The organism is Mesorhizobium sp. B2-6-2, from assembly GCF_006440615.1.
Lineage (GTDB): Bacteria > Pseudomonadota > Alphaproteobacteria > Rhizobiales > Rhizobiaceae > Mesorhizobium.
Window position 1 is genome coordinate 41,106 of record NZ_VFUG01000001.1, and the last position, 21,848, is coordinate 62,953.

Annotated in this window: 22 protein-coding genes and 1 tRNA gene; 20 read left to right on the forward strand and 3 right to left on the reverse strand. The window is 65.5% G+C overall.

Annotation, left to right across the window (positions count from 1 at the left end):
• Positions 1 to 71: 71 nt before the first annotated feature.
• The 4 genes from rph (at position 72) to hemW (ending at position 3,324) form a co-directional block, all read left to right on the forward strand.
• Positions 72 to 788 carry a ribonuclease PH gene (gene rph / locus FJ419_RS00225; RefSeq protein ID WP_140686748.1) on the forward strand — a complete coding sequence of 239 codons (717 nt, stop codon included), beginning with the start codon at positions 72 to 74 and terminating at the stop codon, positions 786 to 788.
• Between the two features lie 264 nt (positions 789 to 1,052).
• Entirely contained in the window at positions 1,053 to 1,463 is a 411-nt protein-coding gene (locus tag FJ419_RS00235) for a VOC family protein (protein ID WP_140686749.1), read from the forward strand.
• On the forward strand, positions 1,463 to 2,155 hold the full coding sequence (rdgB, locus tag FJ419_RS00240; RefSeq protein ID WP_140686750.1) for an RdgB/HAM1 family non-canonical purine NTP pyrophosphatase: 693 nt from the start codon (positions 1,463 to 1,465) through the stop codon (positions 2,153 to 2,155). The genes FJ419_RS00235 and rdgB overlap by 1 nt, the downstream gene beginning before the upstream one ends.
• Positions 2,152 to 3,324 carry a radical SAM family heme chaperone HemW gene (gene hemW / locus FJ419_RS00245; protein ID WP_181170561.1) on the forward strand — a complete coding sequence of 391 codons (1,173 nt, stop codon included), beginning with the start codon at positions 2,152 to 2,154 and terminating at the stop codon, positions 3,322 to 3,324. The genes rdgB and hemW overlap by 4 nt, the downstream gene beginning before the upstream one ends.
• Before the next feature lie 204 nt (positions 3,325 to 3,528).
• On the opposite strand, the gene FJ419_RS00250 is transcribed toward hemW, so the two are convergent.
• Entirely contained in the window at positions 3,529 to 3,717 is a 189-nt protein-coding gene (locus FJ419_RS00250) for a hypothetical protein (RefSeq protein WP_140686751.1), read from the reverse strand.
• A gap of 215 nt (positions 3,718 to 3,932) precedes the next feature.
• Between FJ419_RS00250 and rsmI the strand changes: the two genes are divergently transcribed.
• Positions 3,933 to 4,829 carry a 16S rRNA (cytidine(1402)-2'-O)-methyltransferase gene (rsmI, locus tag FJ419_RS00255; RefSeq protein ID WP_181170562.1) on the forward strand — a complete coding sequence of 299 codons (897 nt, stop codon included), beginning with the start codon at positions 3,933 to 3,935 and terminating at the stop codon, positions 4,827 to 4,829.
• Positions 4,822 to 5,199 carry a YraN family protein gene (locus FJ419_RS00260; RefSeq protein WP_095767933.1) on the forward strand — a complete coding sequence of 126 codons (378 nt, stop codon included), beginning with the start codon at positions 4,822 to 4,824 and terminating at the stop codon, positions 5,197 to 5,199. Before rsmI ends, FJ419_RS00260 begins: the two co-directional genes overlap by 8 nt.
• Before the next feature lie 276 nt (positions 5,200 to 5,475).
• Here the strand turns inward: FJ419_RS00260 and FJ419_RS00265 are convergent, their stop codons facing one another.
• Positions 5,476 to 6,282: an undecaprenyl-diphosphate phosphatase gene (locus FJ419_RS00265; protein ID WP_140686753.1), complete on the reverse strand. Its 807-nt coding sequence runs from the start codon at positions 6,280 to 6,282 to the stop codon at positions 5,476 to 5,478.
• A gap of 217 nt (positions 6,283 to 6,499) precedes the next feature.
• On the opposite strand from FJ419_RS00265, the gene FJ419_RS00270 reads away from it, so the two are divergent.
• The 12 genes from FJ419_RS00270 (at position 6,500) to FJ419_RS00325 (ending at position 18,685) form a co-directional block, all read left to right on the forward strand.
• Positions 6,500 to 7,192: a glutathione S-transferase family protein gene (locus FJ419_RS00270; RefSeq protein ID WP_095767936.1), complete on the forward strand. Its 693-nt coding sequence runs from the start codon at positions 6,500 to 6,502 to the stop codon at positions 7,190 to 7,192.
• Positions 7,173 to 8,324: a tRNA epoxyqueuosine(34) reductase QueG gene (queG, locus tag FJ419_RS00275; RefSeq protein ID WP_140686754.1), complete on the forward strand. Its 1,152-nt coding sequence runs from the start codon at positions 7,173 to 7,175 to the stop codon at positions 8,322 to 8,324. Before FJ419_RS00270 ends, queG begins: the two co-directional genes overlap by 20 nt.
• Before the next feature lie 13 nt (positions 8,325 to 8,337).
• Positions 8,338 to 9,243: an SDR family oxidoreductase gene (locus FJ419_RS00280; protein WP_140686755.1), complete on the forward strand. Its 906-nt coding sequence runs from the start codon at positions 8,338 to 8,340 to the stop codon at positions 9,241 to 9,243.
• Positions 9,244 to 9,375: 132 nt separating this feature from the next.
• Positions 9,376 to 10,458, forward strand: a complete 1,083-nt coding sequence (gene mepA, locus FJ419_RS00285; protein WP_140686756.1) for a penicillin-insensitive murein endopeptidase — start codon at positions 9,376 to 9,378, stop codon at positions 10,456 to 10,458.
• Positions 10,459 to 11,057: 599 nt separating this feature from the next.
• Positions 11,058 to 12,077, forward strand: coding sequence for a glucokinase (locus FJ419_RS00290; RefSeq protein ID WP_140686757.1), 1,020 nt, complete (start codon positions 11,058 to 11,060; stop codon positions 12,075 to 12,077).
• Between the two features lie 119 nt (positions 12,078 to 12,196).
• Positions 12,197 to 14,068: an ABC transporter ATP-binding protein gene (locus FJ419_RS00295; RefSeq protein WP_140686758.1), complete on the forward strand. Its 1,872-nt coding sequence runs from the start codon at positions 12,197 to 12,199 to the stop codon at positions 14,066 to 14,068.
• Positions 14,065 to 14,886, forward strand: a complete 822-nt coding sequence (dapB, locus tag FJ419_RS00300; RefSeq protein WP_140686759.1) for a 4-hydroxy-tetrahydrodipicolinate reductase — start codon at positions 14,065 to 14,067, stop codon at positions 14,884 to 14,886. Before FJ419_RS00295 ends, dapB begins: the two co-directional genes overlap by 4 nt.
• A gap of 31 nt (positions 14,887 to 14,917) precedes the next feature.
• Complete coding sequence (locus FJ419_RS00305; RefSeq protein ID WP_140681006.1) at positions 14,918 to 15,538, forward strand: 2,3-bisphosphoglycerate-dependent phosphoglycerate mutase; 621 nt, start codon at positions 14,918 to 14,920, stop codon at positions 15,536 to 15,538.
• A 152-nt stretch (positions 15,539 to 15,690) separates the two neighbouring features.
• A tRNA-Leu gene (locus tag FJ419_RS00310) sits at positions 15,691 to 15,775 on the forward strand.
• Between the two features lie 124 nt (positions 15,776 to 15,899).
• Positions 15,900 to 16,619 carry a hypothetical protein gene (locus FJ419_RS00315; protein WP_140686760.1) on the forward strand — a complete coding sequence of 240 codons (720 nt, stop codon included), beginning with the start codon at positions 15,900 to 15,902 and terminating at the stop codon, positions 16,617 to 16,619.
• An 87-nt stretch (positions 16,620 to 16,706) separates the two neighbouring features.
• Positions 16,707 to 18,380 carry a cyclic nucleotide-binding domain-containing thioredoxin-disulfide reductase gene (locus FJ419_RS00320; RefSeq protein WP_140686761.1) on the forward strand — a complete coding sequence of 558 codons (1,674 nt, stop codon included), beginning with the start codon at positions 16,707 to 16,709 and terminating at the stop codon, positions 18,378 to 18,380.
• Positions 18,380 to 18,685: a UBP-type zinc finger domain-containing protein gene (locus FJ419_RS00325; protein ID WP_140686762.1), complete on the forward strand. Its 306-nt coding sequence runs from the start codon at positions 18,380 to 18,382 to the stop codon at positions 18,683 to 18,685. Before FJ419_RS00320 ends, FJ419_RS00325 begins: the two co-directional genes overlap by 1 nt.
• A gap of 34 nt (positions 18,686 to 18,719) precedes the next feature.
• Here FJ419_RS00325 and FJ419_RS00330 read toward each other — a convergent pair whose 3' ends face one another.
• Positions 18,720 to 18,896: a hypothetical protein gene (locus FJ419_RS00330; RefSeq protein WP_140542936.1), complete on the reverse strand. Its 177-nt coding sequence runs from the start codon at positions 18,894 to 18,896 to the stop codon at positions 18,720 to 18,722.
• 251 nt (positions 18,897 to 19,147) lie between these two features.
• On the opposite strand from FJ419_RS00330, the gene FJ419_RS00335 reads away from it, so the two are divergent.
• On the forward strand, positions 19,148 to 20,134 hold the full coding sequence (locus tag FJ419_RS00335; RefSeq protein WP_140686763.1) for a Gfo/Idh/MocA family oxidoreductase: 987 nt from the start codon (positions 19,148 to 19,150) through the stop codon (positions 20,132 to 20,134).
• A 40-nt stretch (positions 20,135 to 20,174) separates the two neighbouring features.
• Positions 20,175 to 21,830 (forward strand): FAD-binding dehydrogenase, encoded by a 1,656-nt coding sequence (locus FJ419_RS00340; protein WP_140686764.1) that lies wholly within the window; start codon positions 20,175 to 20,177, stop codon positions 21,828 to 21,830.
• The last annotated feature ends 18 nt before the right edge of the window (positions 21,831 to 21,848 follow it).

The window sequence follows — 21,848 nt, forward strand, 5'->3', positions numbered from 1 at the left end:
TCCTTTGCGCCATGCTGCGCATACGTCTACAAGCCGGCCACGATTCCGGAAACGACAAGAAAGAAGGCCGAATGCGCCCCTCCAAACGCCAAGCCGACGAAATGCGCGCCATCTCCTTCGAACGCGGCGTCTCCAAGCACGCCGAAGGCTCGTGCCTGGTGAAGTTCGGCGACACGCACGTCCTGTGCACGGCGAGCCTGGAGGAAAAGGTGCCGGCCTGGATGCGCAATTCCGGCAAGGGCTGGGTGACGGCAGAATACGGCATGCTGCCGCGCTCGACCGGCGAACGCATGCGGCGCGAAGCCTCCGCCGGCAAGCAGGGCGGCCGCACGCTGGAGATCCAGCGGCTGATCGGCCGCTCGCTGCGCGCCGTGGTCGACCTGCAGGCGCTGGGCGAGCAGCAGATCACCGTCGACTGCGACGTCATCCAGGCCGATGGCGGCACCCGCACGGCCTCGATCACCGGCGGCTGGGTGGCGCTCTACGATTGCCTGCGCTGGATGGAAGCGCGCCAGATGGTGAGCGTCGCCAAGGTGCTGAAGGACCATGTCGCGGCGATTTCCTGCGGCATCCATGACGGCCAGCCGGTCGTCGACCTCGATTACCTGGAGGATTCCTCGGCCGGCACCGACGCCAACTTCGTCATGACCGGCAAGGGCGGCATCGTCGAGATCCAGGGCACGGCCGAGGGCGAGCCTTTCTCCGAGGAGCAGTTCGCGGCGCTGATGGGCTTGGCGAAGAAGGGTATTTCGCGGCTGGTGAGCCTGCAGCAGATGGCGGTGGCGTAGGTTTGAAATGCCGAGCCTAGGCCCCCCTCTCTGGCCTGCCGTCGCCGGCCCTTCGCTGTCGCTTCGGGCGTTCGTCGTTCGGAAAGCCAAGCAATTGGCTTTCCGTCCGCTAGGCGGACCACTCCTCACCCCCCTCAAGGGGGGAGATCAGATGTTGCTTCGGCTTTCGCCAATCGCCAGCGTTGCAAGATGTGCGGCGGCATCGAAACTGCTAATCTCCCCCCTTGAGGGGGAGATGCCCGGCAGGGCAGAGAGGGGGGCCTCGTGATACCCTCCGCAATCCTCGAATCCGCCCTCTACGTCACAGACCTACACGCCGCCGAAGCCTTCTACCGCGACGTCATCAGCCTCGAGGCGCTGGGCAAGGTCGAGGGCCGGCATGTCTTCTTCCGCTGCGGCGATGGCGTATTGCTCCTCTTCAATGCCGAGGCAACGAAAATCCCGCCGGCGCCGGACGCTCGGCTGAAGGTCCCGCCGCACGGCACGGCCGGCGAAGGGCACCTCTGCTTTGCGGCAACCGCCGATGAAATCGCCGCATGGCGCAAGCATCTCGCCGCGAACAACATCGCCATCGAAAGCGATTTCGAATGGCCGCAGGGCGGGCATTCGATCTATATCCGCGACCCGTCGGGCAATTCGATCGAGTTCGCCGAGCCAAGGATCTGGGGTTTTTGATGCACTCGCAACCTTTTCATTCCCTTGGGGAAAAAAAGATCGTCGTCGCCAGCCACAATGAAGGCAAGCTGCGCGAATTCGCCGACCTGATGGCGCCGTTCGGCTTCGAGGCGAAATCGGCCAAGGAATACGGCCTGCCCGAGCCGGACGAGACCGGCACCATCTTCGAGGAGAATGCCTATATCAAGGCATATGCGGCCGCCAAGGCGACCGGCCTGCCGGCGCTGTCGGACGATTCCGGGCTCTGCGTCGACGCGCTCGACGGCGCGCCCGGTGTCTATACCGCCAACTGGGCCGAGACGCCGGACGGCAGCAGGGATTTCGGCATGGCCATGCAGCGCACCGAGGTGGCGCTACAGGAGGGCGGCGCTACGGAGCCCGCGCAGCGCACCGGCCGCTTCGTCGCCGTCATCTGCCTGGCCTTTCCCGACGGCGAGGCCGAATATTATCGCGGCGAGGCCGAAGGCACGCTGGTGTGGCCGCCGCGCGGCACGCTCGGCTTCGGCTACGATCCGGTGTTCCTGCCCAACGGTTTCGACAGGACTTTTGGCGAGATGAGCGCGCGAGAAAAGCATGGCTGGAAGCCCGGCCAGGCGACGGCGCTGTCGCACCGCGCCCGCGCCTTCCAGAAATTCGCCGAAGCGCGATTAAATTTGGCCAGATTGGATTTGGCGCGATCAGGACCCGCATGAGCGCAGTGACCCTACCGCTCGACCGCAGCCCCGGCTTCGGCGTCTATATCCACTGGCCGTTCTGCGCGGCCAAGTGCCCTTATTGCGACTTCAACAGCCATGTCCGCCACCAGCCGGTCGACCAGGAGCGTTTCGCCCGCGCCTTCGAGACGGAGCTCGCAACCATGCGCGCCCGCACCGGGCCGCGCGAGGTGACCAGCATCTTCCTCGGTGGCGGCACGCCGTCGCTGATGAAGCCGGAAACCGTCGGCGCGGTGCTGGAGGCGGTGGCGAAGAACTGGACGGTGCCGGCCGGCATCGAGGTGACGCTGGAAGCCAACCCGTCCTCGGTCGAGGCCGAGCGTTTCCGCGGCTACCGCGCCGCCGGCGTCAACCGCGTCTCGCTCGGCGTACAGGCGCTGAACGACAAGGATCTGCGCTTCCTCGGCCGGCTGCACAATGTCGAGGAGGCCCTGCACGCCATTGGCCTCGCGCGCGAAATATTTCCGCGCCTCTCCTTCGACCTGATCTACGCGCGGCCCGGCCAGACGCCGGACGCATGGGGGGCGGAGTTGGAGCAGGCGATCGGCTATGCCGTCGACCACCTGTCGCTCTACCAGCTGACCATCGAGGAGGGCACGCCCTTCCACGCGCTTTACGCGGCACGCAAATTCACGCTGCCCGACAACGACCATGCCGCAGACCTCTACGCGCTGACGCAGGAGGTGACGGCGGCGCATGGCCTGCCCGCTTATGAGATTTCCAACCACGCGCGGCCGGGTGCGGAAAGCCGACACAATCTGACCTACTGGCGCTATGGCGAATATGTCGGCGTCGGCCCCGGCGCCCATGGCCGCTTCGTCGAAAACGGCCGCCGTACCGTGACGATTGCAGAAAGAATGCCGGAGACCTGGGCCAATCTGGTCGAGGCCAAAGGCCACGGCGTCACCGGCGGCGAGATCCTGACGCGTTCCGAAGAGGCGGACGAGTTCCTGCTGATGGGCCTGAGGCTTGCCGAAGGCATCGACCTGCAGCGCTACGAGGCGCTCTCGGGTCGCGGCCTGTCGAGCGCGCGGCTTTCGGTGCTGCAGGAAGAAGGCCTGGTGGCGCCTGTCGGCAACGCAAGGCTCCGCGCCACGACGGCGGGGATGATCGTGCTGGATGCCGTGGTGGCGGATCTGGCAAGGTAGCTTCGCACGTTCGTCATTCTCGGGCTTGACCCGAGAATCCATGCCGTGACTTCAGCCATAGGATGCAGCGGAGCAGGATCTGCATCGCCGGCAGAACGTCGATGTAACGGGATTCCAGGGTCTGCGCGCGTCGCTTCGCTCCTTGCTTCGCCCTGGAATTACGAAGTGCGGCCGCTCGCGGCCAATGACGATGGACGCGACGCCTTAAGCGTCGTGCTTCTGGCGGTGCTTGCCGCGGTGCTTCTCGCCATGCGCCTCGCCGTGACGGACAGGCTTCTCGTCGGCCTTGTCGCGGCGTGCGCCGGACTCGGCGGCGATTGGGTGTGGAGGGATGCCCTCGCGGGCGGTTTTGCTTTCAAGTCGGCTGATAAAAATATCGAAGCGATTGGGCATCGTTCGGTCCTGCCTCCTCCCGGGGGAATCAGGGGTTAAATTCGCCGATGTGGGTTTCGTTCCGCACTGTGGCAAAGGCATGGCGATTTCGTTGCCTCGACCTCACGTTTTGCAACGGGGCGTCGGCCATGCGAAACAGACTTGGTTCTTACGCAATTCCGGACGGAAAACCGCGACGCACTTTTCCTGGAATTGCTCGGAATGAGGGGCATTCGGTGACCGGCGACAAACGCAGCTATCTGATCGGACAGAGCGAGGTCGCGGCGCGGCCGCTTCAGCCGGCGCTTTATCTGGTGGCGACGCCGATCGGCAATCTGGCCGACATCACGTTGCGCGCGCTGGAGACGCTGGCTGCCGCCGACATCGTCGCCTGCGAGGACACGCGCGTCTCGCGCGTGCTGCTCGAACGCTACGGCATCCGCCGCCGCACCACCGCCTATCACGAGCACAATGCGCAAGAGGCCGGGCCGAAGCTGATCGAGGCGCTGGCCGCCGGACAGAGCGTGGCGCTGATCTCCGACGCCGGCACGCCTCTGGTCTCCGATCCCGGCTACCGGCTGGTCGGCGAGGCGCTGGAGCGCGGCATTCGCGTCGTGCCGATCCCCGGACCTTCGGCTCCGCTTGCGGCGCTCACCGCGTCGGGCCTACCTTCCGATGCCTTCCTGTTCGCCGGCTTCCTGCCGGTGAAGACCGGGCAGCGGCTGACCAAGCTGGAGACGTTCAAGCAGGTGCCGGCGACGCTGATCTTCTTCGAATCGCCGCGCCGGCTGGCCGAGACGCTCGGCGCCATGGTCGAGGCGCTGGGCGGCGCGCGGGGCGCCGCCATCGCGCGCGAGCTGACCAAGACGTTCGAGGAGATGCGCACCGGAACGCTTGCCGAGTTGGCCGACCATTACGGGGCGGCCGACACGCCGAAGGGCGAGATCGTCATCTGTGTCGGTCCGCCCGAAGCGGCGGAGGACCAGCCGGCCGACATCGACCGCCTCCTGCTCTCGCTTGCCGCCGAGATGCCAGCATCGAAGGCGGCGGCGGAAGCCGCGAAGATGACCGGCGGCCAGAAGCAGGCGCTTTACCGGCGGCTGATCGAGCTCAAGGCGGACGGGGATGGCTGAACGCACGGTCGGCCATCGCCGAAAGGCCTATCGGCGCGGCCATCGCGGCGAGTGGCTGGCAGCGCTGGCGCTGATGCTGAAAGGCTATCGCATCCTTGCCCGCCGCCACCGCACCAGGCTCGGCGAGATCGACCTCATCGCCCGGCGCGGCGACCTCGTGCTGTTCGTCGAGGTCAAGGCGCGGCGAACCTTGATCGAGGCGATGGAAGCGATCGGCCGTGAATCGGAGCGCCGCATCGAGGGCGCCGCGGATTTGTGGCTGTCGCGCCAACCGGATTACGGCCGGCTGTCGATGCGCTTCGACATGGTGGCGGTGCTGCCCTGGCGCTGGCCGGTGCATGTCGAGAACGCGTTTTATGGGAAGAGTTGAGGGTCTGCCCAACGGCGATAGGCTGGCGGGACAGCGCCCCCCCTCTGGCCTGCCGGCTTTCGTCGTTCGAAAAGCCAAGCAATTGGCTTTCCGTCCACTTCGTGGACCACTCCTCAACCCCCACGAGGGGGGAGATCAGATGTCGCTCTCGCTTTCGCCAATCGCCAACGTTGCAGAGTCGGCGGAGCGCCGAAGCTGCCAATCTCCCCCCTCGTGGAGATGTCCGGCAGGACAGAGGGGGGCGCGAAGGATCGCGGCGTTAAGCGGCCCAGCCGCTCACCCCCAAACCATCAGCGCCACCAGCCCGAGCCCTCCCACCGCAAGCCGCCACCAGCCGAACAGCGAATAGCCGTTGCGCGAGACGTAATCGAGCAGGAAGCGCACCACGATGAGCGCGGTGACGAAGGCGGCGATGAAGCCGACGGCGATGATCGGCAAATCGGCCGAGGTCAGCACGTTGCGGTTCTTGAAAAGATCGAAGGCGAAGGCGCCGACCATGGTCGGCATGGCGAGGAAAAAGGAGAATTCGGCCGCCGCGCGCTTGTCGACGCCCATCAGCAGCGCGCCGACGATGGTCGAGCCGGAGCGCGAGGTGCCGGGGATCAGCGACAGGCACTGGAACAGGCCGATCTTGAGATAAACGCTCAACGGGAAGTCCTCGACGTCGTGGTGGACCGGCTTGAGGTTGATGCGGTCGACGACGAGCAGCACCACGCCGCCGATGATCAGCATGATGCAGATCAGCCGGGGCGATTCGAACAATATGGTCTTGATAAAATCATGCGCGAGCGCGCCGATGACGGCGGCCGGCAGGAAGGCAATCAGGATGCCGACGACGAAATGCCGGGTCTGCGGATCGCTGGGCAGCTTGATCAGCATCTGCCACAGCTTGCTGAAATAGACGCTGAGGATCGCCAGGATCGCGCCGAGCTGGATCAGGATCTCGAAGGCCTTGCCGGTGGAATGGAAACCGAGGAAATGGCCGGCAAGCAGGATATGGCCGGTCGAGGACACCGGGATGAACTCGGTCAGGCCCTCCAGCAGCCCAAGCAGCAGCGCTTCGACGATGGTCTGGCTTTCCATGGCAACCTCTTGGTTCGAATGGCGGCAAGAGCATGATGCCGAAAAGTGTGAAGCGGTTTTCGGACGACATCATGCTCCGAGGGGGAGGAAGGGTTTGCTTGTCATGGAGCGGAAGTGCCCCTATAGGTCGCAACACCATGACAGTCCCTGGAATCGGGCGGCCAAGACTTATCGGCGCTGACACCGATTCGCCAGTGCGCCTTTTCATCGCGGAACCATGCTGACGCTTTTCCATCATCCCATGTTTGCCACCTGCCGCTTCGTGCGCCTCGCTTTCGGCGAGTATGGCGAGGAGTTGGCGCTGATCGAGGAAAAGCCGTGGACCAGGCGCAAGGAATTCCTGGCGCTGAACCCGGCCGGCACGCTGCCGATCCTGCTTGCCGAAGGCGATGTGCCGATCGTCGGCGCCATGGTGATCGCCGAATATCTCGACGAGACACGCGGTGTGCTCAAGCGCGACAGGCGGCTGTTCGCCGAGGATCCGATGCAGCGCGCCGAGATCCGCCGGCTGACCGACTGGTATCTGGCGAAGGCCGAAAGCGAAGTGACGCGGCATCTGGTGCGGGAGCGCGTGCTGAAGCCGGTGATGCCGGAAACCGCCGGCGGCGGCTCGCCGGACTCGGCCGCCATCCGTGCCGCGCGCGCCAACATCCGCCAGCACATGAAATACACCAATTGGCTGGCCGGCACGCGCCATTGGCTGGCCGGCAACAAGGTGACCTATGCCGATCTCGCGGCGGCCGCGACGCTGTCGGTGCTCGATTATCTGGGCGAGATCGATTGGCGCGAGCATGGCGCCGCGCGCGAATGGTACACGCGGGTGAAATCACGGCCGTCGTTCCGGCCGCTGCTCTCCGACCGGGTGCGCGGCCTGTCGCCGGTATCGCATTATGCGGACCTCGACTTCTGAAACCTTACGCGCACTGATCGAGGCGGAGGCGCGCCGCGCCGGCTTCGAGGCAGTCGCAGTGACCCGGCCGGACGCGATCCCGCTGGCGCCGGCAAGGCTCGCCGAATTCGTCGCCGACGGTTTCCACGGCTCGATGGAGTGGATCGCCGAGACGGTTCAGCGCCGGGCCGAACCTTCGACGCTTTGGCCGGAGGTGCGCTCGATCATCGTTCTTGCCATGAATTACGGCCCGGACCGCGACCCGCGCGATGTCCTTGCAAAGTCCGACCGCGGCGCGATCTCGGTCTATGCGCAAAACCGCGACTATCACGACGTGATGAAAGGCCGGCTGAAAGAGATCGCCGGCAAGATCGTGGCAAAGGCCGGCGGTGACGTGAAGGTGTTCGTCGATACAGCACCCGTGATGGAAAAGCCTCTTGCCGAAGCGGCGGGGCTCGGCTGGCAAGGCAAGCACACCAATCTGGTCAGCCGCGCGCATGGTTCATGGCTGTTCCTCGGCACGATCTTCACCACGGCCGAGCTGGAGCCGGACCAGCCCGAAATCGACCATTGCGGCTCCTGCCGCGCTTGTCTCGACGTCTGCCCGACCGATGCATTTCCCGCGCCCTACCGGCTCGATGCGCGGCGCTGCATTTCTTATCTCACCATCGAAAACAAGGGGCCGATCCCGCGTGAGTTCCGCGACAAGATCGGCAACCGCATCTATGGCTGCGACGATTGCCTGGCCGCCTGCCCCTGGAACAAGTTCGCCAGCGCGGCGTCCGAGGTGAAGCTTGCCGCGCGTGACGATCTTCGCGAGCCGCCGCTGTCGGAACTGCTCGCGCTCGACGACGCGGCGTTCCGCGCTTTCTTCTCTGGCTCGCCGATCAAGCGCATCGGCCGCGACCGCTTTGTCCGTAACGTGCTGATCGCCGCGGGCAATTCGGACGACGCTTCGCTAACGCCCATTGTGCATCGCCTGCTGGGCGACGCCTCGCCGCTGGTGCGGGGTGCGGCAATCTGGGCCCTGTCGCGACTGCTCTCCGACCGCGAATTTGGCAAGCTTGCCGCAACCGCTGCGAAAGCCGAGACGGACGCGGCGGTCCGCGAAGAATGGCTGGCGGTGCCGGCAAATCCGGCGAAGGCCGATTGAAGGGGGTTCATCGATGGGCGAAAGACGCTTCTTCGTCATCTTCGGCGCCGGCTATTCCGGCAAGGCTTTCGCGCGAGCCAACGCGCAACACGCGCCGATCTCCGGCACGACCCGGGCGCCGGAAAAGTTCGACGCGCTGCGATCGGCCGGCATCGAGCCCTTGCAATTCGACGGCGCGCTGTCGAGCGAACTGGGTGAGGTGCTTGCAGGGACGACGCATCTCATCGTCTCGATCGCTCCCGACGAGGCCGGCGATCCGGTGCTCAACGCCGCCGGCGAGACGATCCGGGCAAACATGCCGGCGCTGGAATGGATCGGCTATCTCTCGACCGTCGGCGTCTATGGCGACCATGGCGGCGCCTGGGTGGACGAAACCAGCGCGTGCCGCCCGGTGTCGAAGCGCTCGATGATGCGGGTGGCGGCCGAACAGGAATGGCTGAAGCTTGGCCGGGAGACCGGCAAGCCGGTGGCGATCCTGCGGCTTTCCGGGATCTACGGGCCGGGCCGCAACGCGCTGGCCAATCTCGAGGACGGCACCGCAAGGCGGCTGGCCAAGCCGGGACAAGTGTTCAACCGCATCCATTGCGACGACATCGCCGGGGCGCTCTGGCTTCTGGCCGACAAGAATCTCGGCGGCATCTTCAACGTCACCGATGACGAGCCGGCGCCGCCGCAGGACGTCGTCGCTTACGCCGCCGGGCTGATGGGGGTCGAGCCGCCGCCCGAAATTCCCTTCGAGACCGCCCAACTTTCGCCCATGGCGCGGTCTTTCTATGGCGAGAACAAGCGCGTCGCGAATCAGGCGATCAAGGCGGCCGGCTACCGCTTCCGGTTTCCCAACTACCGGGTGGCGCTGGAGCGGATGTGGGCTGAGGGCAACTGGCGATATGGAGAGCCGCGCAGCCCGATGCGAGGATGATGCTGAAAGGGTGAATGACGATCATCTTCTGCTGCTTTGATCGATGTGGGACGCGCGGCGTGGTATGATTCGTTCCTGATCAGGTCGCTTGAACGCGCGGCAAACGGATAGACTGGAGAGGGACCCAGCCTGATGAATTTGCGATCGCTTCCTGACCGCAAGCCGTTCCTGACCGCCGCGCTGGCGCTGGTGGCCCTGGCCGCGGTGGCGGCTGTCGCTATTTCGGCCGAACCCCATGCCAAGGAGTTGTTCGGCGCCCGAAAACTGCCGGCCGTGGCGCCCGCGCAATCCTTTGGCTTCTACTCGAAAGGCTGCTTCACCGGCGGCGTCGCGCTGCCGATGGACGGCCCGACCTGGGAAGTGATGCGCCCGTCGCGCAACCGGCGCTGGGGCCACCCGGCGATGATCGTGCTGATCGAGAAGCTCGCGCGCGATGCCCAGGCGGATGGCTGGCCGGGGCTTCTGGTCGGCGACGTCTCGCAGCCGCGCGGCGGACCGATGATGACCGGCCATGCCTCGCACCAGATCGGGCTCGACGCCGATATCTGGCTGACGCCGATGCCGAAGCGGCCGCTGACCATCGCGCAGCGCGAGACCATGAGCGCGACGCTGATGGTCGACGAAAAAACGCATCTGGTGAAGGACGCGCTGTGGACGCAGGCGCATACGCGGCTTTTGAAGCGCGCGGCGAGCTATCCTGAGGTCGAGCGCATCCTGGTCAATCCCGGCATCAAGAAGAAGCTCTGCGACACCTTCACCGGGGACCGCTCCTGGCTGCGTAAGATCCGGCCGTTCTGGGGCCATGACTACCATTTCCATATGCGCATTGGCTGCCAGCCGGGCTCGCCCTTCTGCAAGGGGCAAGAGACGACGCCGGACGACGATGGCTGCGGCAAGCCGCTGGCCTGGTGGTTCACCGAGGAGCCGTGGCGGCCGAACAAGAATCCGGATGCGCCCAAGGCGCGCGACCTGATGACGATGGCCAACCTGCCGAAGCAATGCCAGGACGTGGTCGATGCGCCGGACGCGCCTTCGCTGGAAGCGGTGACCTATCATGGCGGCGGCGCCGCCGCGGTCGCCGTGGCTGAACCGCAGCCGACCGAGCCGGCGGAGACGATCTCCAGCGGCAACGCCGCGATCCCGGCGGCGGCAAGTGCTTTCGCGCCGACGCCAAAGATCGGCATTCCGTTGCCAAGGCCAAGGCCGGGGAACTAGTGGCACTGCACAGGGATTTTGACGGTTGCCGTTTTTCTTGGTGTGAGATTTTCCGTTCATGTCCGTGAAAGTCAGCGCAAACGCCGGGGACTGGTTGAAGCCGCCCCAACCTCGTCATTCTATGGCGGAGCAAGGAGCGAAGCGACGCGGCGCAGACCATAGAATCCATTCCGTGACTTGGAAGCGCTGCCGCGGTGCAGAATTCTGGACCGTTGCACGCCTTGGCGAAGGTAACGGCATGGATTCCAAGGTCTTCGCGACGGAGCTTCGCTCCTGCTTCGCCCTGGAATGACGATCGCGATGGGCGTTTCGGCCAATCTCCAAGGCATGCCACCTGCCAATGCAAACGGAGCCGACCGGTCAAAATCCCGGTGCAGTGCCACTGACGCGTTTCACCGTTTCACGAAGCGGCGAAACGCCCTATCTCTTCGCTTTGACGCAATTCCGGACGGAAAGCTACGGCGCGGGCGCCGAGCCTAACCGCTCACACTTTTCCTGGAATTGCTCTAAGGCGCAAGCGGGCTTCCCCTTTGCGGGGTCATGCGCTAGTCAATCGATTGAAACGGCGCAGCGGCGCCGCAGCGAGGACGATCAAAAGCATGGCAGGCGAAGACGAGAAGGGACTGCGGTTTCCGGTCCTGATCGGCGACATTGGCGGCACCAATGCGCGCTTCTCGATCGTGCTCGACGCCAATTCGGAAGCGACCGAGCCGCAGATCGTCCAAACCGCCAATTTCAAGACCATTGACGAGGCGATCCAGGCGGCGGTGCTCGACCGTTCGTCCATCCAGCCGAACTCGGCGGTGCTGGCGGTCGCCGGGCCGGTTGACGGCGACGAGATCCCGCTCACCAACTGCCCCTGGGTCGTGAGGCCCCGGCAGATGCTTGCCAATCTGGGCTTGAGCGAGGTCGTCGTGCTCAACGATTTCGAGGCGCAGGCGCTGGCCGTGGTGGCGCTCGGCGAAGAGCACATGGAAAAGATCGGCGGCGGCACGCCGGAACCCAATGCGAGCCGGGTCGTGCTCGGTCCCGGAACGGGTCTCGGCGTCGCCGGGCTGATCTATGCGCTCGACCATTGGATACCGGTGCCCGGCGAGGGCGGGCATATGGATATCGGCCCGCGCTCGCCGCGCGACTTCGAAGTGTTCCCGCATATCGACAAGCTCGAGGGCCGCATCTCCGGCGAGCAGATCCTGTGTGGGCGCGGGCTCGTCAACGTCTACCGCGCCGTGGCCAGCACGGACGGCAAGCCGACGCCCTTGACCACGCCGGCCGAGATCACCGCGGCGGCGCTTTCGAAGTCCAATCCGGTGGCCGAGGAGGCGCTGGCGCTGTTCGTCACCTGCCTTGGCCGCACCGCGGGCGACCTGGCGCTGGTGTTCATGGGCCGCGGCGGCGTGTTCCTGACCGGCGGCATCGCGCAAAAAATCGTGCCGGCGCTGAAAGCAGGGAATTTCCGCGCCGCCTTCGAGGACAAGGCGCCGCACCGCGCGCTGATGCGCGAAATGCCGGTCTACGTCATCACCCATCCGTTGGCGGCGCTGCTCGGGCTTGCCGCCTATGCCAGGACGCCTTCGCTGTTCGGCGTGCGGACGGCGAGGCGGCACTGGCGGGCGTGATCGCGCCGGCGCTCGGGACGGCGCGACGAAGTTTCGCCATAGGCAAGCCGTAGCCGGAGCGCTAAGAGGGTGCGAAAAAGGCGTCCTGACGTTTACGAGAATCCACGAAGCGCTTCGATTTGACACTTCAAAATCCAAACAAGGCAAGAAGCCGACCCGCCGAGGTCACGGCGGTGCTGCGCCGTATCGTTGCTGAAAACGGCTATGACCATCGCTGGTCCTATGCGGTCGTCATCGTCTGCTCGCTGCTGGTTTCGGGCGCGACCGCCTTCTCGGCCTGGGTCATGGCCCCGATGGTCAACGAGATCTTCTACGAACGGCGCGGCGACGCGATCGCGTGGATCTGCGCCGGCTTCATGGGCGCCTTTCTGGTGCGCGGCTTCGCCGGCTACGGCCAGGCGATAGCCCTGGCGACGATCGGCAACAATCTGGTGGCTCGCTACCAGAAGCGCATCTTCGACCATCTGATGAAGCTCGGCGTCGATTTCTTCAACGACACGCGCTCCGGCCGCCTGGCGGCGCAGGTGGACGAGAATGTCGGCGGCATTCGCGATCTCTTGTCGCTGACGTTGATTTCCATCACCCGCGACGCGGTGACCCTGGTCGGCCTCGTCGGGCTGATGGTCTACCAGGATCCGGTGCTGTCGCTCAGCTCGCTGCTGATTGGGCCGCCGCTGATCTGGGCGGTCGTCTACATCACGCGGCGGGTGCGCAAGATCAACCGCGAATCCGTGCTGATCAACTCGCGGCTGAGCGGGTCGGTGCAGGAGGCCACGCAAGGCATCGCCATCGTCAAGGCCTTCACCATGGAGGACGAGCTGGCGCGCCGCATCGGCATCATGGCCGACACCGCCGAGCAGCGCAGCAACAAGATCGCCCGCGTCTCCGAACGGCTGTCGCCGATTTCGGACATGCTGGCCGGCCTCGCGGTCACGGCCGTCATCGCTTATTCCGGCTACCGGGCGCTGGTGCTGGGCCAGCCGCCGGGCGCGGTGTTTTCCTTCATCACCGCGCTGATTCTTGCCTATGATCCGGCGCGGCGCCTGGCCCGCATGCAGGTCACGATGGAGCGCGCGCTGGTCAATGCGCGCATGATCTACGAGCTGCTCGACCTCGAGCCGAAGCAGGGCGATGCGCCCGACGCGGTTGAGGCGAAGATCACCACCGGCGAGGTGCGCTTCAACAATGTGACGTTCGGCTACAGCGTCGAGATGCCGGTGCTGCGGGACCTGAGCTTCACCGCCGCCGCCGGCAAGGTGACGGCGATCGTCGGCGCCTCGGGCGCCGGCAAGTCGACGCTGGTGGCGCTGCTGCAGCGCTTCTACGACGTCGACCAGGGCTCGATCGAAGTCGACGGCCAGGACATCTCGAAGGTGACGAAACGGTCGCTGCGCCAATCGATCGCCTATGTCTCGCAGGCGCCCTATTTGTTCGAAGGCACGATCCGCGACAACATCCGCTACGGCCGGCTTTCGGCCACCGACGCCGAGATCGAGCAGGCGGCGAAACAGGCGGCCGCCGACGATTTCATCCGCCAGCAGCCGCAAGGCTACGACACGCCGGTCGGCGAGAACGGCGCGACGTTGTCGGGCGGCCAGCGCCAGCGCGTCTCGATCGCCCGCGCCATCGTGCGCCAGGCGCCCATCCTTCTGCTCGACGAGGCGACCTCGGCGCTCGACAACGAGGCGGAAGCGCGCGTGCAGGAAGCGCTGACCCATGTCATGGAAGGCCGCACCACCATCGTGATCGCGCACCGGCTGTCGACCGTGGTCAATGCCGACCGTATCGTCGTGCTCGAGGAGGGGCGGCTGGTCGAGGAAGGCACGCATGCGACGCTGATGGCCGACCCGCACAGCATCTATGCCCGCTTCCACCGGATACAGGGCAAGAAGGGGCTGGGGCTTGTCGACGACGTCAAGGCAAGCCAGACTTCGGCGCAAACTCCCGCATCGCGCAGCCGCGCCAAGAAGACCATCAGGAGAAGCGCATGAGTGAAGCCGGCGATATGGGCCTGGTAGTGGTGGGCGCCGCCGGCCGCATGGGCCAGACGCTGATCCGCGCCATCCACACAATGCCCGGCGCGTGCGTCGCCGCCGCGGTCGAGCGGCCGGACTCGGCCCATCTCGGCAAGGATGCGGGCGAGCTCGCCGGCATCGGCATCATCAACGTGCCGATCGTCGACGATCCGCTGCCGGCCTTCGCCAAGGCCGACGGCGTGCTCGATTTCACGGCACCCGCGGCAAGCGTTGAATTCGCCGGCTATGCCGCGCAGGCGCGCATCGTCCATGTCATCGGCACCACCGGCTGCTCGGCCGAGGACAACGCGAAAATCGCCGCCGCCGCGCGCCATGCCATGATCGTCAAATCCGGCAATATGAGCCTCGGCGTCAATCTGCTGGCGGTGCTGGTCGAGCAGGCCGCGAAGGCGCTCGACGCCGACGATTTCGACATCGAGATCCTGGAGATGCATCATCGGCACAAGGTCGACGCGCCGTCCGGCACGGCGTTGCTGCTCGGCGAGGCTGCTGCGAAAGGGCGCGGCATCGAGCTTGCCGACAACAGCGTGCGGGTGCGCGACGGCCATACCGGCGTGCGCAAGGCCGGCTCGATCGGCTTCGCCACGCTGCGCGGCGGCTCTGTCGTCGGCGACCACAGCGTGATCCTTGCCGGCATCGGCGAGCGCATCACGCTGTCCCACCATGCCGAGGACCGGGCGATCTTCGCCCGCGGCGCGGTGAAGGCCGCGCTTTGGGCCCGCGCGAAGAAGCCGGGGCTTTATTCCATGCGGGACGTGCTCGGCCTGAGCTGACCCCTATCCAAACAATTCCATAGGAGCAAACATGTCGGGAACTCTCGTGCTCGTGCGCCACGGCCAGAGCGAATGGAACCTGAAGAACCTGTTCACCGGTTGGCGCGACGTCGGGCTGACCGAGCAGGGCACCGCCGAGGCGCTTGCCGCCGGCGAGAAGCTCAAGGCGCGCGGCCTGAAATTCGACATCGCCTACACGTCTGCCTTGAAGCGAGCGCAGGTGACCTGCCAGCACATCCTCGACATCGTCGGCCAGAGTGATCTGAAGACGATCCGCGACCAGGCGCTCAACGAGCGCGACTATGGCGACCTCTCAGGCCTCAACAAGGATGACGCGCGCAAGAAATGGGGCGAGGAGCAGGTGCATATCTGGCGCCGCTCCTACGACATCGCGCCGCCCGGCGGCGAAAGCCTGAAGGATACCGGCGCACGCGTGTGGCCCTATTACCTGCACGAGGTGCAGCCGCATGTGCTGCGCGGCGAGACCGTGCTGGTCGCCGCGCACGGCAATTCGCTGCGCGCGCTGATCATGGCGCTGGACGGCAAGAGCGGCGAGGAGATCGTCAAGCTCGAGCTCGGCACCGGCGTGCCGGTGATTTACAAGCTCAACGCCGATTCCACCGTGGCGTCGAAGGACGTGCTGGAGGGGTGAGGCGTTGGTCAGCCTCTTTCTCCCCGTTCTACGGGGAGAAATGCCCGGCAGGGCAATGAGGGGCAGCGCGACGCTGGGGATAACGAGAGCCGGCGTCGACGAAAAAACCGCGTTGACACATATCGTTTGCCCGCTTACATGAGCGCCCACCAGCCCAGATGGCGGAATTGGTAGACGCGCACGGTTCAGGTCCGTGTTCCGCAAGGAGTGGAGGTTCGAGTCCTCTTCTGGGCACCAAATTCTCGTTTCAGACGATCTGACGCGATGAGCAAAAAGCCCGGATTTTCCGGGCTTTTTTGTGTCCTGCAACTCATCTCGCGTTGAACCGTTGCTATCTGGTCGGTTAACGCGAGGTTCCGTGATGCCCGCGCCGTTCAAGGAGTGGAAGGTTCTGCCGCATGGCAGGCTCTCTCCTGTCGACGACGACATTCTGACGGTGACCGGCGACATACCGATGCCAGTTGGCAACATGAAACGGCGCATGACCGTAGTGCGACTGCGCGACCGGCGGCTTATCATCTTCAGCGCCGTCGCGCTCGACGAAGAACAGATGCGCGCGATCGAGGCCTTCGGCCAGCCGGCCTTCTTGATCGTCCCTAATGATCATCACCGGCTCGATGCAAAGCCATGGAAGGATCGCTATCCCGCCCTTCAGGTGATTGCACCGGCGGGCGCGCTCGACCACGTCGAGAAGGCGGTACATGTCGATGCGACACGCGGCGACTTTGGGGATCCCGACGTCAAGCTCGTCACCGTCCCCGGAACCCGTGATCGCGAAGCGGCGTTGCAAATTGACGGACCGAACGGCACGACGCTCGTTCTCAATGATATCGTCGGCAACATCCGCGACGCATCCGGCTTTGCGGGCTGGGCATTGCGCATGATGGGATTTGCCGGCGATGAGCCGCGTATACCCTGGCCGGTCAAGCTGACGATGGTCGGCGACAAGGCGGCACTCGCAGCGCAATTGAGACGATGGGCGGAACAGCCGGCGCTCAAGCACATCCTTGTCTCGCATGGCTCCGTCATCACCGATGATCCGCGAGGGGCGCTGCGCAAGCTGGCGACATCGCTCGCATAGATGAAAGCATAGCGACCAACCTCCCCTTCCGGCCAGTCTCCCAACAATGCGCTTCAAACCCGGCAGATGCTCCGCTACGGTCGGCCCATGGCCCCTTCCGTCAGCCCGACCATCGCCGCCCGCCGTGACCAGATGTTTCCGATCCTCACCGACGCGGATATCGAACGCATGCGCCGGTTCGGCGAGGCCACGGCCTATGCCGCCGGCGACCACATCGTGACGGCCGGCACGGTCTCGCCCGGGCTGATCCTCATCCTGTCGGGCAAGGTCGACATCACCCAGTCCGGCGGGCTCGGCCGGCGCGAGCCGATCATCAGCTACGGCGCCGGCAATTTCGTCGGTGAGCTGGCGCAATTGTCGAACCGGCCGTCGCTGGTCAATGCCGAGGCGGTCGAGCCGGTCGAGGCGATTGTCATCCCCTCGCAGCGCCTGCGCGACCTGATGGTGCAGGAGGCCAATCTCGGCGAGCGCGTCATGCGGGCGCTGATCCTGCGCCGGGTCGGCCTGCTCGAAAGCGGCGCCAGCGGGCCGGTCGTTATCGGCCCGCCCGGCAATGGCGACGTGCTGCGGCTGCAGGCTTTCCTGCGCCGCAGCGGACTTCCCCATCGCGCTCTCGATTCCGACACCGACCCTTGCGCCAAAACGCTTGTCGAGCGTTTCCATGTCGACCCGCACCATCTGCCGATCGTGCTCTGTCCCAACGGCAAGCTCATGCACAATCCGGGCGAGACCGAGCTTGCCCGCTGCGTCGGCCTGCTGCGGCCGATCGATGCCGACAAGATCTATGACGTAGCGATCGTCGGCGCCGGGCCGGCGGGGCTGGCGGCGGCGGTCTATGCCGCCTCGGAAGGACTGTCGACCATCGTGCTCGATTGCCGCGCCTTCGGCGGACAGGCAGGCGCCTCGGCCCGCATCGAAAACTATCTCGGCTTCCCGACCGGCATCACCGGCATGGCGCTGATGGCGCGCGCCTATAACCAGGCGCAGAAATTCGGCGTCGAGATGGTCATCCCCGATGAGGCGAAGCTGCTCGACGACGCTGGCGACGGCGCCCGCTACCAGCTCGCCCTCGGCGATGGCGAAACGGTGCGCGCACGCGCGGTGGTGATCGCCAGCGGCGCGCGCTACCGGCGCCTCGATATCGCCAACCTCGCGCAATTCGAGGGAACCTCGGTGCATTACTGGGCCTCGCCGATCGAGGCCAGGCTTTGCCAGGATCAGGAGGTGGCGCTGGTGGGCGCCGGCAATTCGGCTGGTCAGGCGGCCGTCTATCTGGCGAGCCAGGTGCGCAAGGTGACGCTGCTGGCGCGCCGCGACAGCCTCGACGCCACCATGTCGCGCTATCTGGTCGAGCGCATCAAGGCGCAGCCCAACATCGAGGTGCTGACCGAGACCGAGGTCGCGGCGCTCGAGGGCAGCGAAGGCAATCTCGAGCGGCTGCACTGGCGCAACCGGGCGACCGGCGAGGAGACGATGCGCGCCATCCGCCACCTCTTCCTGTTCATCGGCGCCGACCCCAACACCGATTGGCTGGCGAACTGCAACGTGGCGCTGGATGCCAAGGGTTTCGTGCGCACCGGGCCGGATACCACACCGGGGCACGGGCTGATGGAAACCAGCCGAAGCGGCGTGTTCGCCATCGGCGACGTGCGCTGCGGCTCGACCAAGCGCGTCGCAGCCGCCGTCGGCGAAGGCGCGCAGGTGGTGGCTGCATTGCATGCCTATCTGGCGCGAAATGGTGAACCAGCCGGGAGACCGTGATGGACGAATGCAGGCATACGAAGGACATCAAAAAGGTCACGCCGAGCGCGCTCGGCTGCGAGGAATGCCTGAAGAGCGGCTCCTGGTGGGTGCATCTGAGGCTCTGCCGCACCTGCGGCCATGTCGGCTGCTGCGACGACTCGCCCAACCGCCACGCGACAAAGCACTTCCATGCCACGCAGCATCCGATCATCGAGGGCTACGACCCGCCGGAAGGCTGGGGCTGGTGCTTTGTCGACGAGGTGTTCATCGATCTCGGCGAAGACACGACGCCGCAGAACGGCCCGATCCCGAAGTTTGTTTGAGAGTGCGGGCAAGCCCGGCCGGGCGACGCCTTGTTCAGCGCACCGAGCTCGTCACGGTCGGATCGACGGCGTCGGGCACGGATTTGCGCTCATTGCCGGCCAAGATGCCGATGAGGAGAAGGCTGAGCACAACCGGCACAAACAGGATGGCGACGCGCGCCTGCACATAGAAGATGGCGCGCCATTCGTTTCGCTTTTCGTCGTTCATCATGCTCGCTCTGTTGTGCCTCCCCGGGCCGGACGTAGAGACGAAGCGTTAAACATCTCCTTCCGATTCGGTTAACGCGGGAGGTCTGCTGCAATCGCAAAGGGCAGCGCTATCCCCTCTCGTCCGCTGCGCGGTCAATTCTCCCCCCTTTGTACCCACTTTGTGGGGCGAGGAAGGGCGAGCTGCCTCACGCATTGGCTTTTCCGCCGATTTCAGGCAAACCTCGTCGCCTGTAACCGACACGGAGAAGCGTGATGTTCCGATGGGGTGTTCTGTCGACGGCGAAGATCGGTCGCGAGCAGCTTTTGCCGGCAATCGTGGAGTCGGAGAACGGCGTCCTGTCGGCGATCGCCAGCCGCGAACTGTCGAAGGCCAAGGCGCTGGGCGAGCGTTTCGGCGCCCGTCATGCCTTCGGCTCCTATGAAGAACTGCTCGCCTCCAAGGAGGTCGACGGCGTCTACATCCCGCTGCCCACCGCCCAGCATGTCGAATGGACGGCAAAAGCGATCGAGGCCGGAAAACACGTGCTGGTCGAGAAGCCTTTGGCGCTCGATGCCAAGGACATTCCGCCGCTGATCAAGCTGCGCGACGAGAAGAAGGTGCTGGTCTGCGAGGCCTTCATGGTCATCTACCACCCGCAATGGATCAAGGTGCGCGACCTGATCGCCAGCGGCACCATCGGCCGGCTGCGCCATGTGCAGGGCGCGTTTTCCTATTACAATGTCGACCCCAAGAACATGCGCAACCAGCTCGATCTCGGCGGCGGCGCGCTGCCTGACATCGGCGTCTATCCGACCGTGTCGACGCGCTTTTCGACCGGCAAGGAGCCGCTGCGGGTGCAGGCGACGATCGAGCGCGACAAGACTTTCGGCACCGACATCTATTCCTCGATCCGAGCCGATTTCGGCGATTTCGAGCTGTCCTTCTACCTGTCGACGCAGATGGCGGCGCGGCAGGTGATGGTGTTCCACGGCGAGAAGGGCTTCATCGAGGTTTTCGCCCCGTTCAATGCCGGGCTCTATGACCACCACCGCATCGAATTGCACAACCAGAACCACAGCGAGGCGCAGGTGTTCCGCTTTCCGGGCACGCAGCAATACCGGCTGGAATGCGAGGCCTTCGTGCGTGCCGCGCAAGGCGGCAAGGACCGCGTCTTCACGCTGGAGGAATCGGTGCTCAACCAGAAAGTCATCGACGCCATCTTCCGCGCCGGTGACAAAGACGGCTGGGAACCCGTCTGAGGCTTTGCAATAAGTTTGCCGGCTAGTTCTGGGAGGAAAAATGGCTGACGCGGACGTGATCATTGTCGGCGCGGGGCTGGCCGGCCTCGTCGCCGCGACGGAATTGGCAGAGGCCGGCAAGAAAATCATCATCGTCGACCAGGAGCCGGAACAGTCGCTGGGCGGCCAGGCCTTCTGGTCGTTCGGCGGGTTGTTCCTGGTCGATTCGCCCGAGCAGCGGCGCATGCGCATCCGCGATTCGCACGACCTCGCGCTCGAGGACTGGATGGGCACGGCCGCCTTCGACCGGCCGGAGGATTTCTGGCCGCGCAAATGGGCGGAAGCCTATGTCGGCTTCGCCGCCGGCGAGAAGCGCTCCTGGCTGATCGAGCATGGCTTGAAATTCTTCCCCGTCGTCGGCTGGGCCGAGCGCGGCGGTGGCAATGCCGTCGGCCACGGCAATTCGGTGCCGCGCTTCCACATCACCTGGGGCACCGGGCCCGGCGTGCTCGAGCCTTTCGCATTGCGCGTGCGCGAGGCGCAGAAGCGCGGGCTGGTCGAGTGCAGGTTCCGTCACCGGGTCACCGAGATTGTCCGTAGCGGCAACACGGTCAGCGGCGTACGTGGCGACATCTTGCAGCCAAGCACGGTGGAGCGCGGCCGCAAGAGTTCTCGTGACATGGCCGGCGATTTCGAGCTCTATGCGCAAGCGGTGATCGTCGCCTCCGGCGGCATCGGCGGCAACCACGAGCTGGTGCGCCAGAACTGGCCGCAACGCCTTGGCGCGCCGCCGAAGCGGATGATCACCGGCGTGCCGGATCATGTCGACGGGCGCATGCTGGCGATCACGGAAGCCGCCGGCGGCAGGATCATCAACCGCGACCGCATGTGGCACTATGTCGAGGGCATCAGGAACTGGGCGCCGATCTGGACCGAGCATGCGATCCGCATCCTGCCCGGCCCCTCCTCGATCTGGCTCGATGCGCGCGGCAGAAGGCTGCCGGCGCCGCTCTATCCGGGCTTCGACACGCTGGGCACCCTCAGCCACATCATGAGCACCGGCTTCGACTATTCCTGGTTCATCCTGACCAAGAAGATCATCCAGAAGGAGTTCGCGCTGTCGGGCTCCGAGCAGAACCCGGACCTCACCGGCAAAAGCTGGCGGCAGGTGCTGGGCCGCGCGACATCAGGCATTCCCGGCCCGGTGAAAGCGTTCATGGAAAAGGGCGAGGATTTCATCGTCGAGGCCGATCTTGCGAAACTGGTGGCGCGCATGAACGCGATGGCCGGCGGCGCGCCGCTGCTGGACGTTGCCCAGGTCGAGCGCGAGATCCGCGCCCGCGACATGCAGCTCGACAATCCGTTCTCCAAGGACGCCCAGGTCACCGCGCTGCGCGGCGCGCGCGCCTATCTCGGCGACAGGCTGATCCGCACGGCCAAGCCGCACAAGATGCTCGATTCGGCGAACGGCCCGCTGATCGCCGTGCGCCTCAACATCCTGACCCGCAAGACGCTGGGCGGGCTGCAGACCGATCTCGACAGCCGCGTGCTGGACGCCGATGGGCAACCGGTGCCAGGGCTCTATGCGGTGGGCGAGGTCGCCGGCTTCGGCGGCGGCGGCGTGCATGGCTATGCGGCGCTGGAAGGCACCTTCCTCGGTGGCTGCATTTTTTCGGGGCGCTGCGCCGGGCGGGCGGCTGCGAAGGCGGTCGCCTGACCGCATGGGCCGGCGACC

Bases quoted from the DNA above. Each gene is read 5' to 3' on its own strand.
- rph (WP_140686748.1), top strand. From the start codon at position 72: ATGCGCCCCTCCAAACGCCAAGCCGACGAAATGCGCGCCATCTCCTTC.
- rdgB (WP_140686750.1), top strand. From the start codon at position 1,463: ATGCACTCGCAACCTTTTCATTCCCTTGGGGAAAAAAAGATCGTCGTC.
- hemW (WP_181170561.1), top strand. From the start codon at position 2,152: ATGAGCGCAGTGACCCTACCGCTCGACCGCAGCCCCGGCTTCGGCGTC.
- FJ419_RS00250 (WP_140686751.1), bottom strand. From the start codon at position 3,717: ATGCCCAATCGCTTCGATATTTTTATCAGCCGACTTGAAAGCAAAACC.
- FJ419_RS00260 (WP_095767933.1), top strand. From the start codon at position 4,822: ATGGCTGAACGCACGGTCGGCCATCGCCGAAAGGCCTATCGGCGCGGC.
- FJ419_RS00265 (WP_140686753.1), bottom strand. From the start codon at position 6,282: ATGGAAAGCCAGACCATCGTCGAAGCGCTGCTGCTTGGGCTGCTGGAG.
- FJ419_RS00270 (WP_095767936.1), top strand. From the start codon at position 6,500: ATGCTGACGCTTTTCCATCATCCCATGTTTGCCACCTGCCGCTTCGTG.
- queG (WP_140686754.1), top strand. From the start codon at position 7,173: ATGCGGACCTCGACTTCTGAAACCTTACGCGCACTGATCGAGGCGGAG.
- FJ419_RS00280 (WP_140686755.1), top strand. From the start codon at position 8,338: ATGGGCGAAAGACGCTTCTTCGTCATCTTCGGCGCCGGCTATTCCGGC.
- mepA (WP_140686756.1), top strand. From the start codon at position 9,376: ATGAATTTGCGATCGCTTCCTGACCGCAAGCCGTTCCTGACCGCCGCG.
- FJ419_RS00290 (WP_140686757.1), top strand. From the start codon at position 11,058: ATGGCAGGCGAAGACGAGAAGGGACTGCGGTTTCCGGTCCTGATCGGC.
- dapB (WP_140686759.1), top strand. From the start codon at position 14,065: ATGAGTGAAGCCGGCGATATGGGCCTGGTAGTGGTGGGCGCCGCCGGC.
- FJ419_RS00305 (WP_140681006.1), top strand. From the start codon at position 14,918: ATGTCGGGAACTCTCGTGCTCGTGCGCCACGGCCAGAGCGAATGGAAC.
- FJ419_RS00315 (WP_140686760.1), top strand. From the start codon at position 15,900: ATGCCCGCGCCGTTCAAGGAGTGGAAGGTTCTGCCGCATGGCAGGCTC.
- FJ419_RS00320 (WP_140686761.1), top strand. From the start codon at position 16,707: ATGGCCCCTTCCGTCAGCCCGACCATCGCCGCCCGCCGTGACCAGATG.
- FJ419_RS00325 (WP_140686762.1), top strand. From the start codon at position 18,380: ATGGACGAATGCAGGCATACGAAGGACATCAAAAAGGTCACGCCGAGC.
- FJ419_RS00330 (WP_140542936.1), bottom strand. From the start codon at position 18,896: ATGATGAACGACGAAAAGCGAAACGAATGGCGCGCCATCTTCTATGTG.
- FJ419_RS00335 (WP_140686763.1), top strand. From the start codon at position 19,148: ATGTTCCGATGGGGTGTTCTGTCGACGGCGAAGATCGGTCGCGAGCAG.
- FJ419_RS00340 (WP_140686764.1), top strand. From the start codon at position 20,175: ATGGCTGACGCGGACGTGATCATTGTCGGCGCGGGGCTGGCCGGCCTC.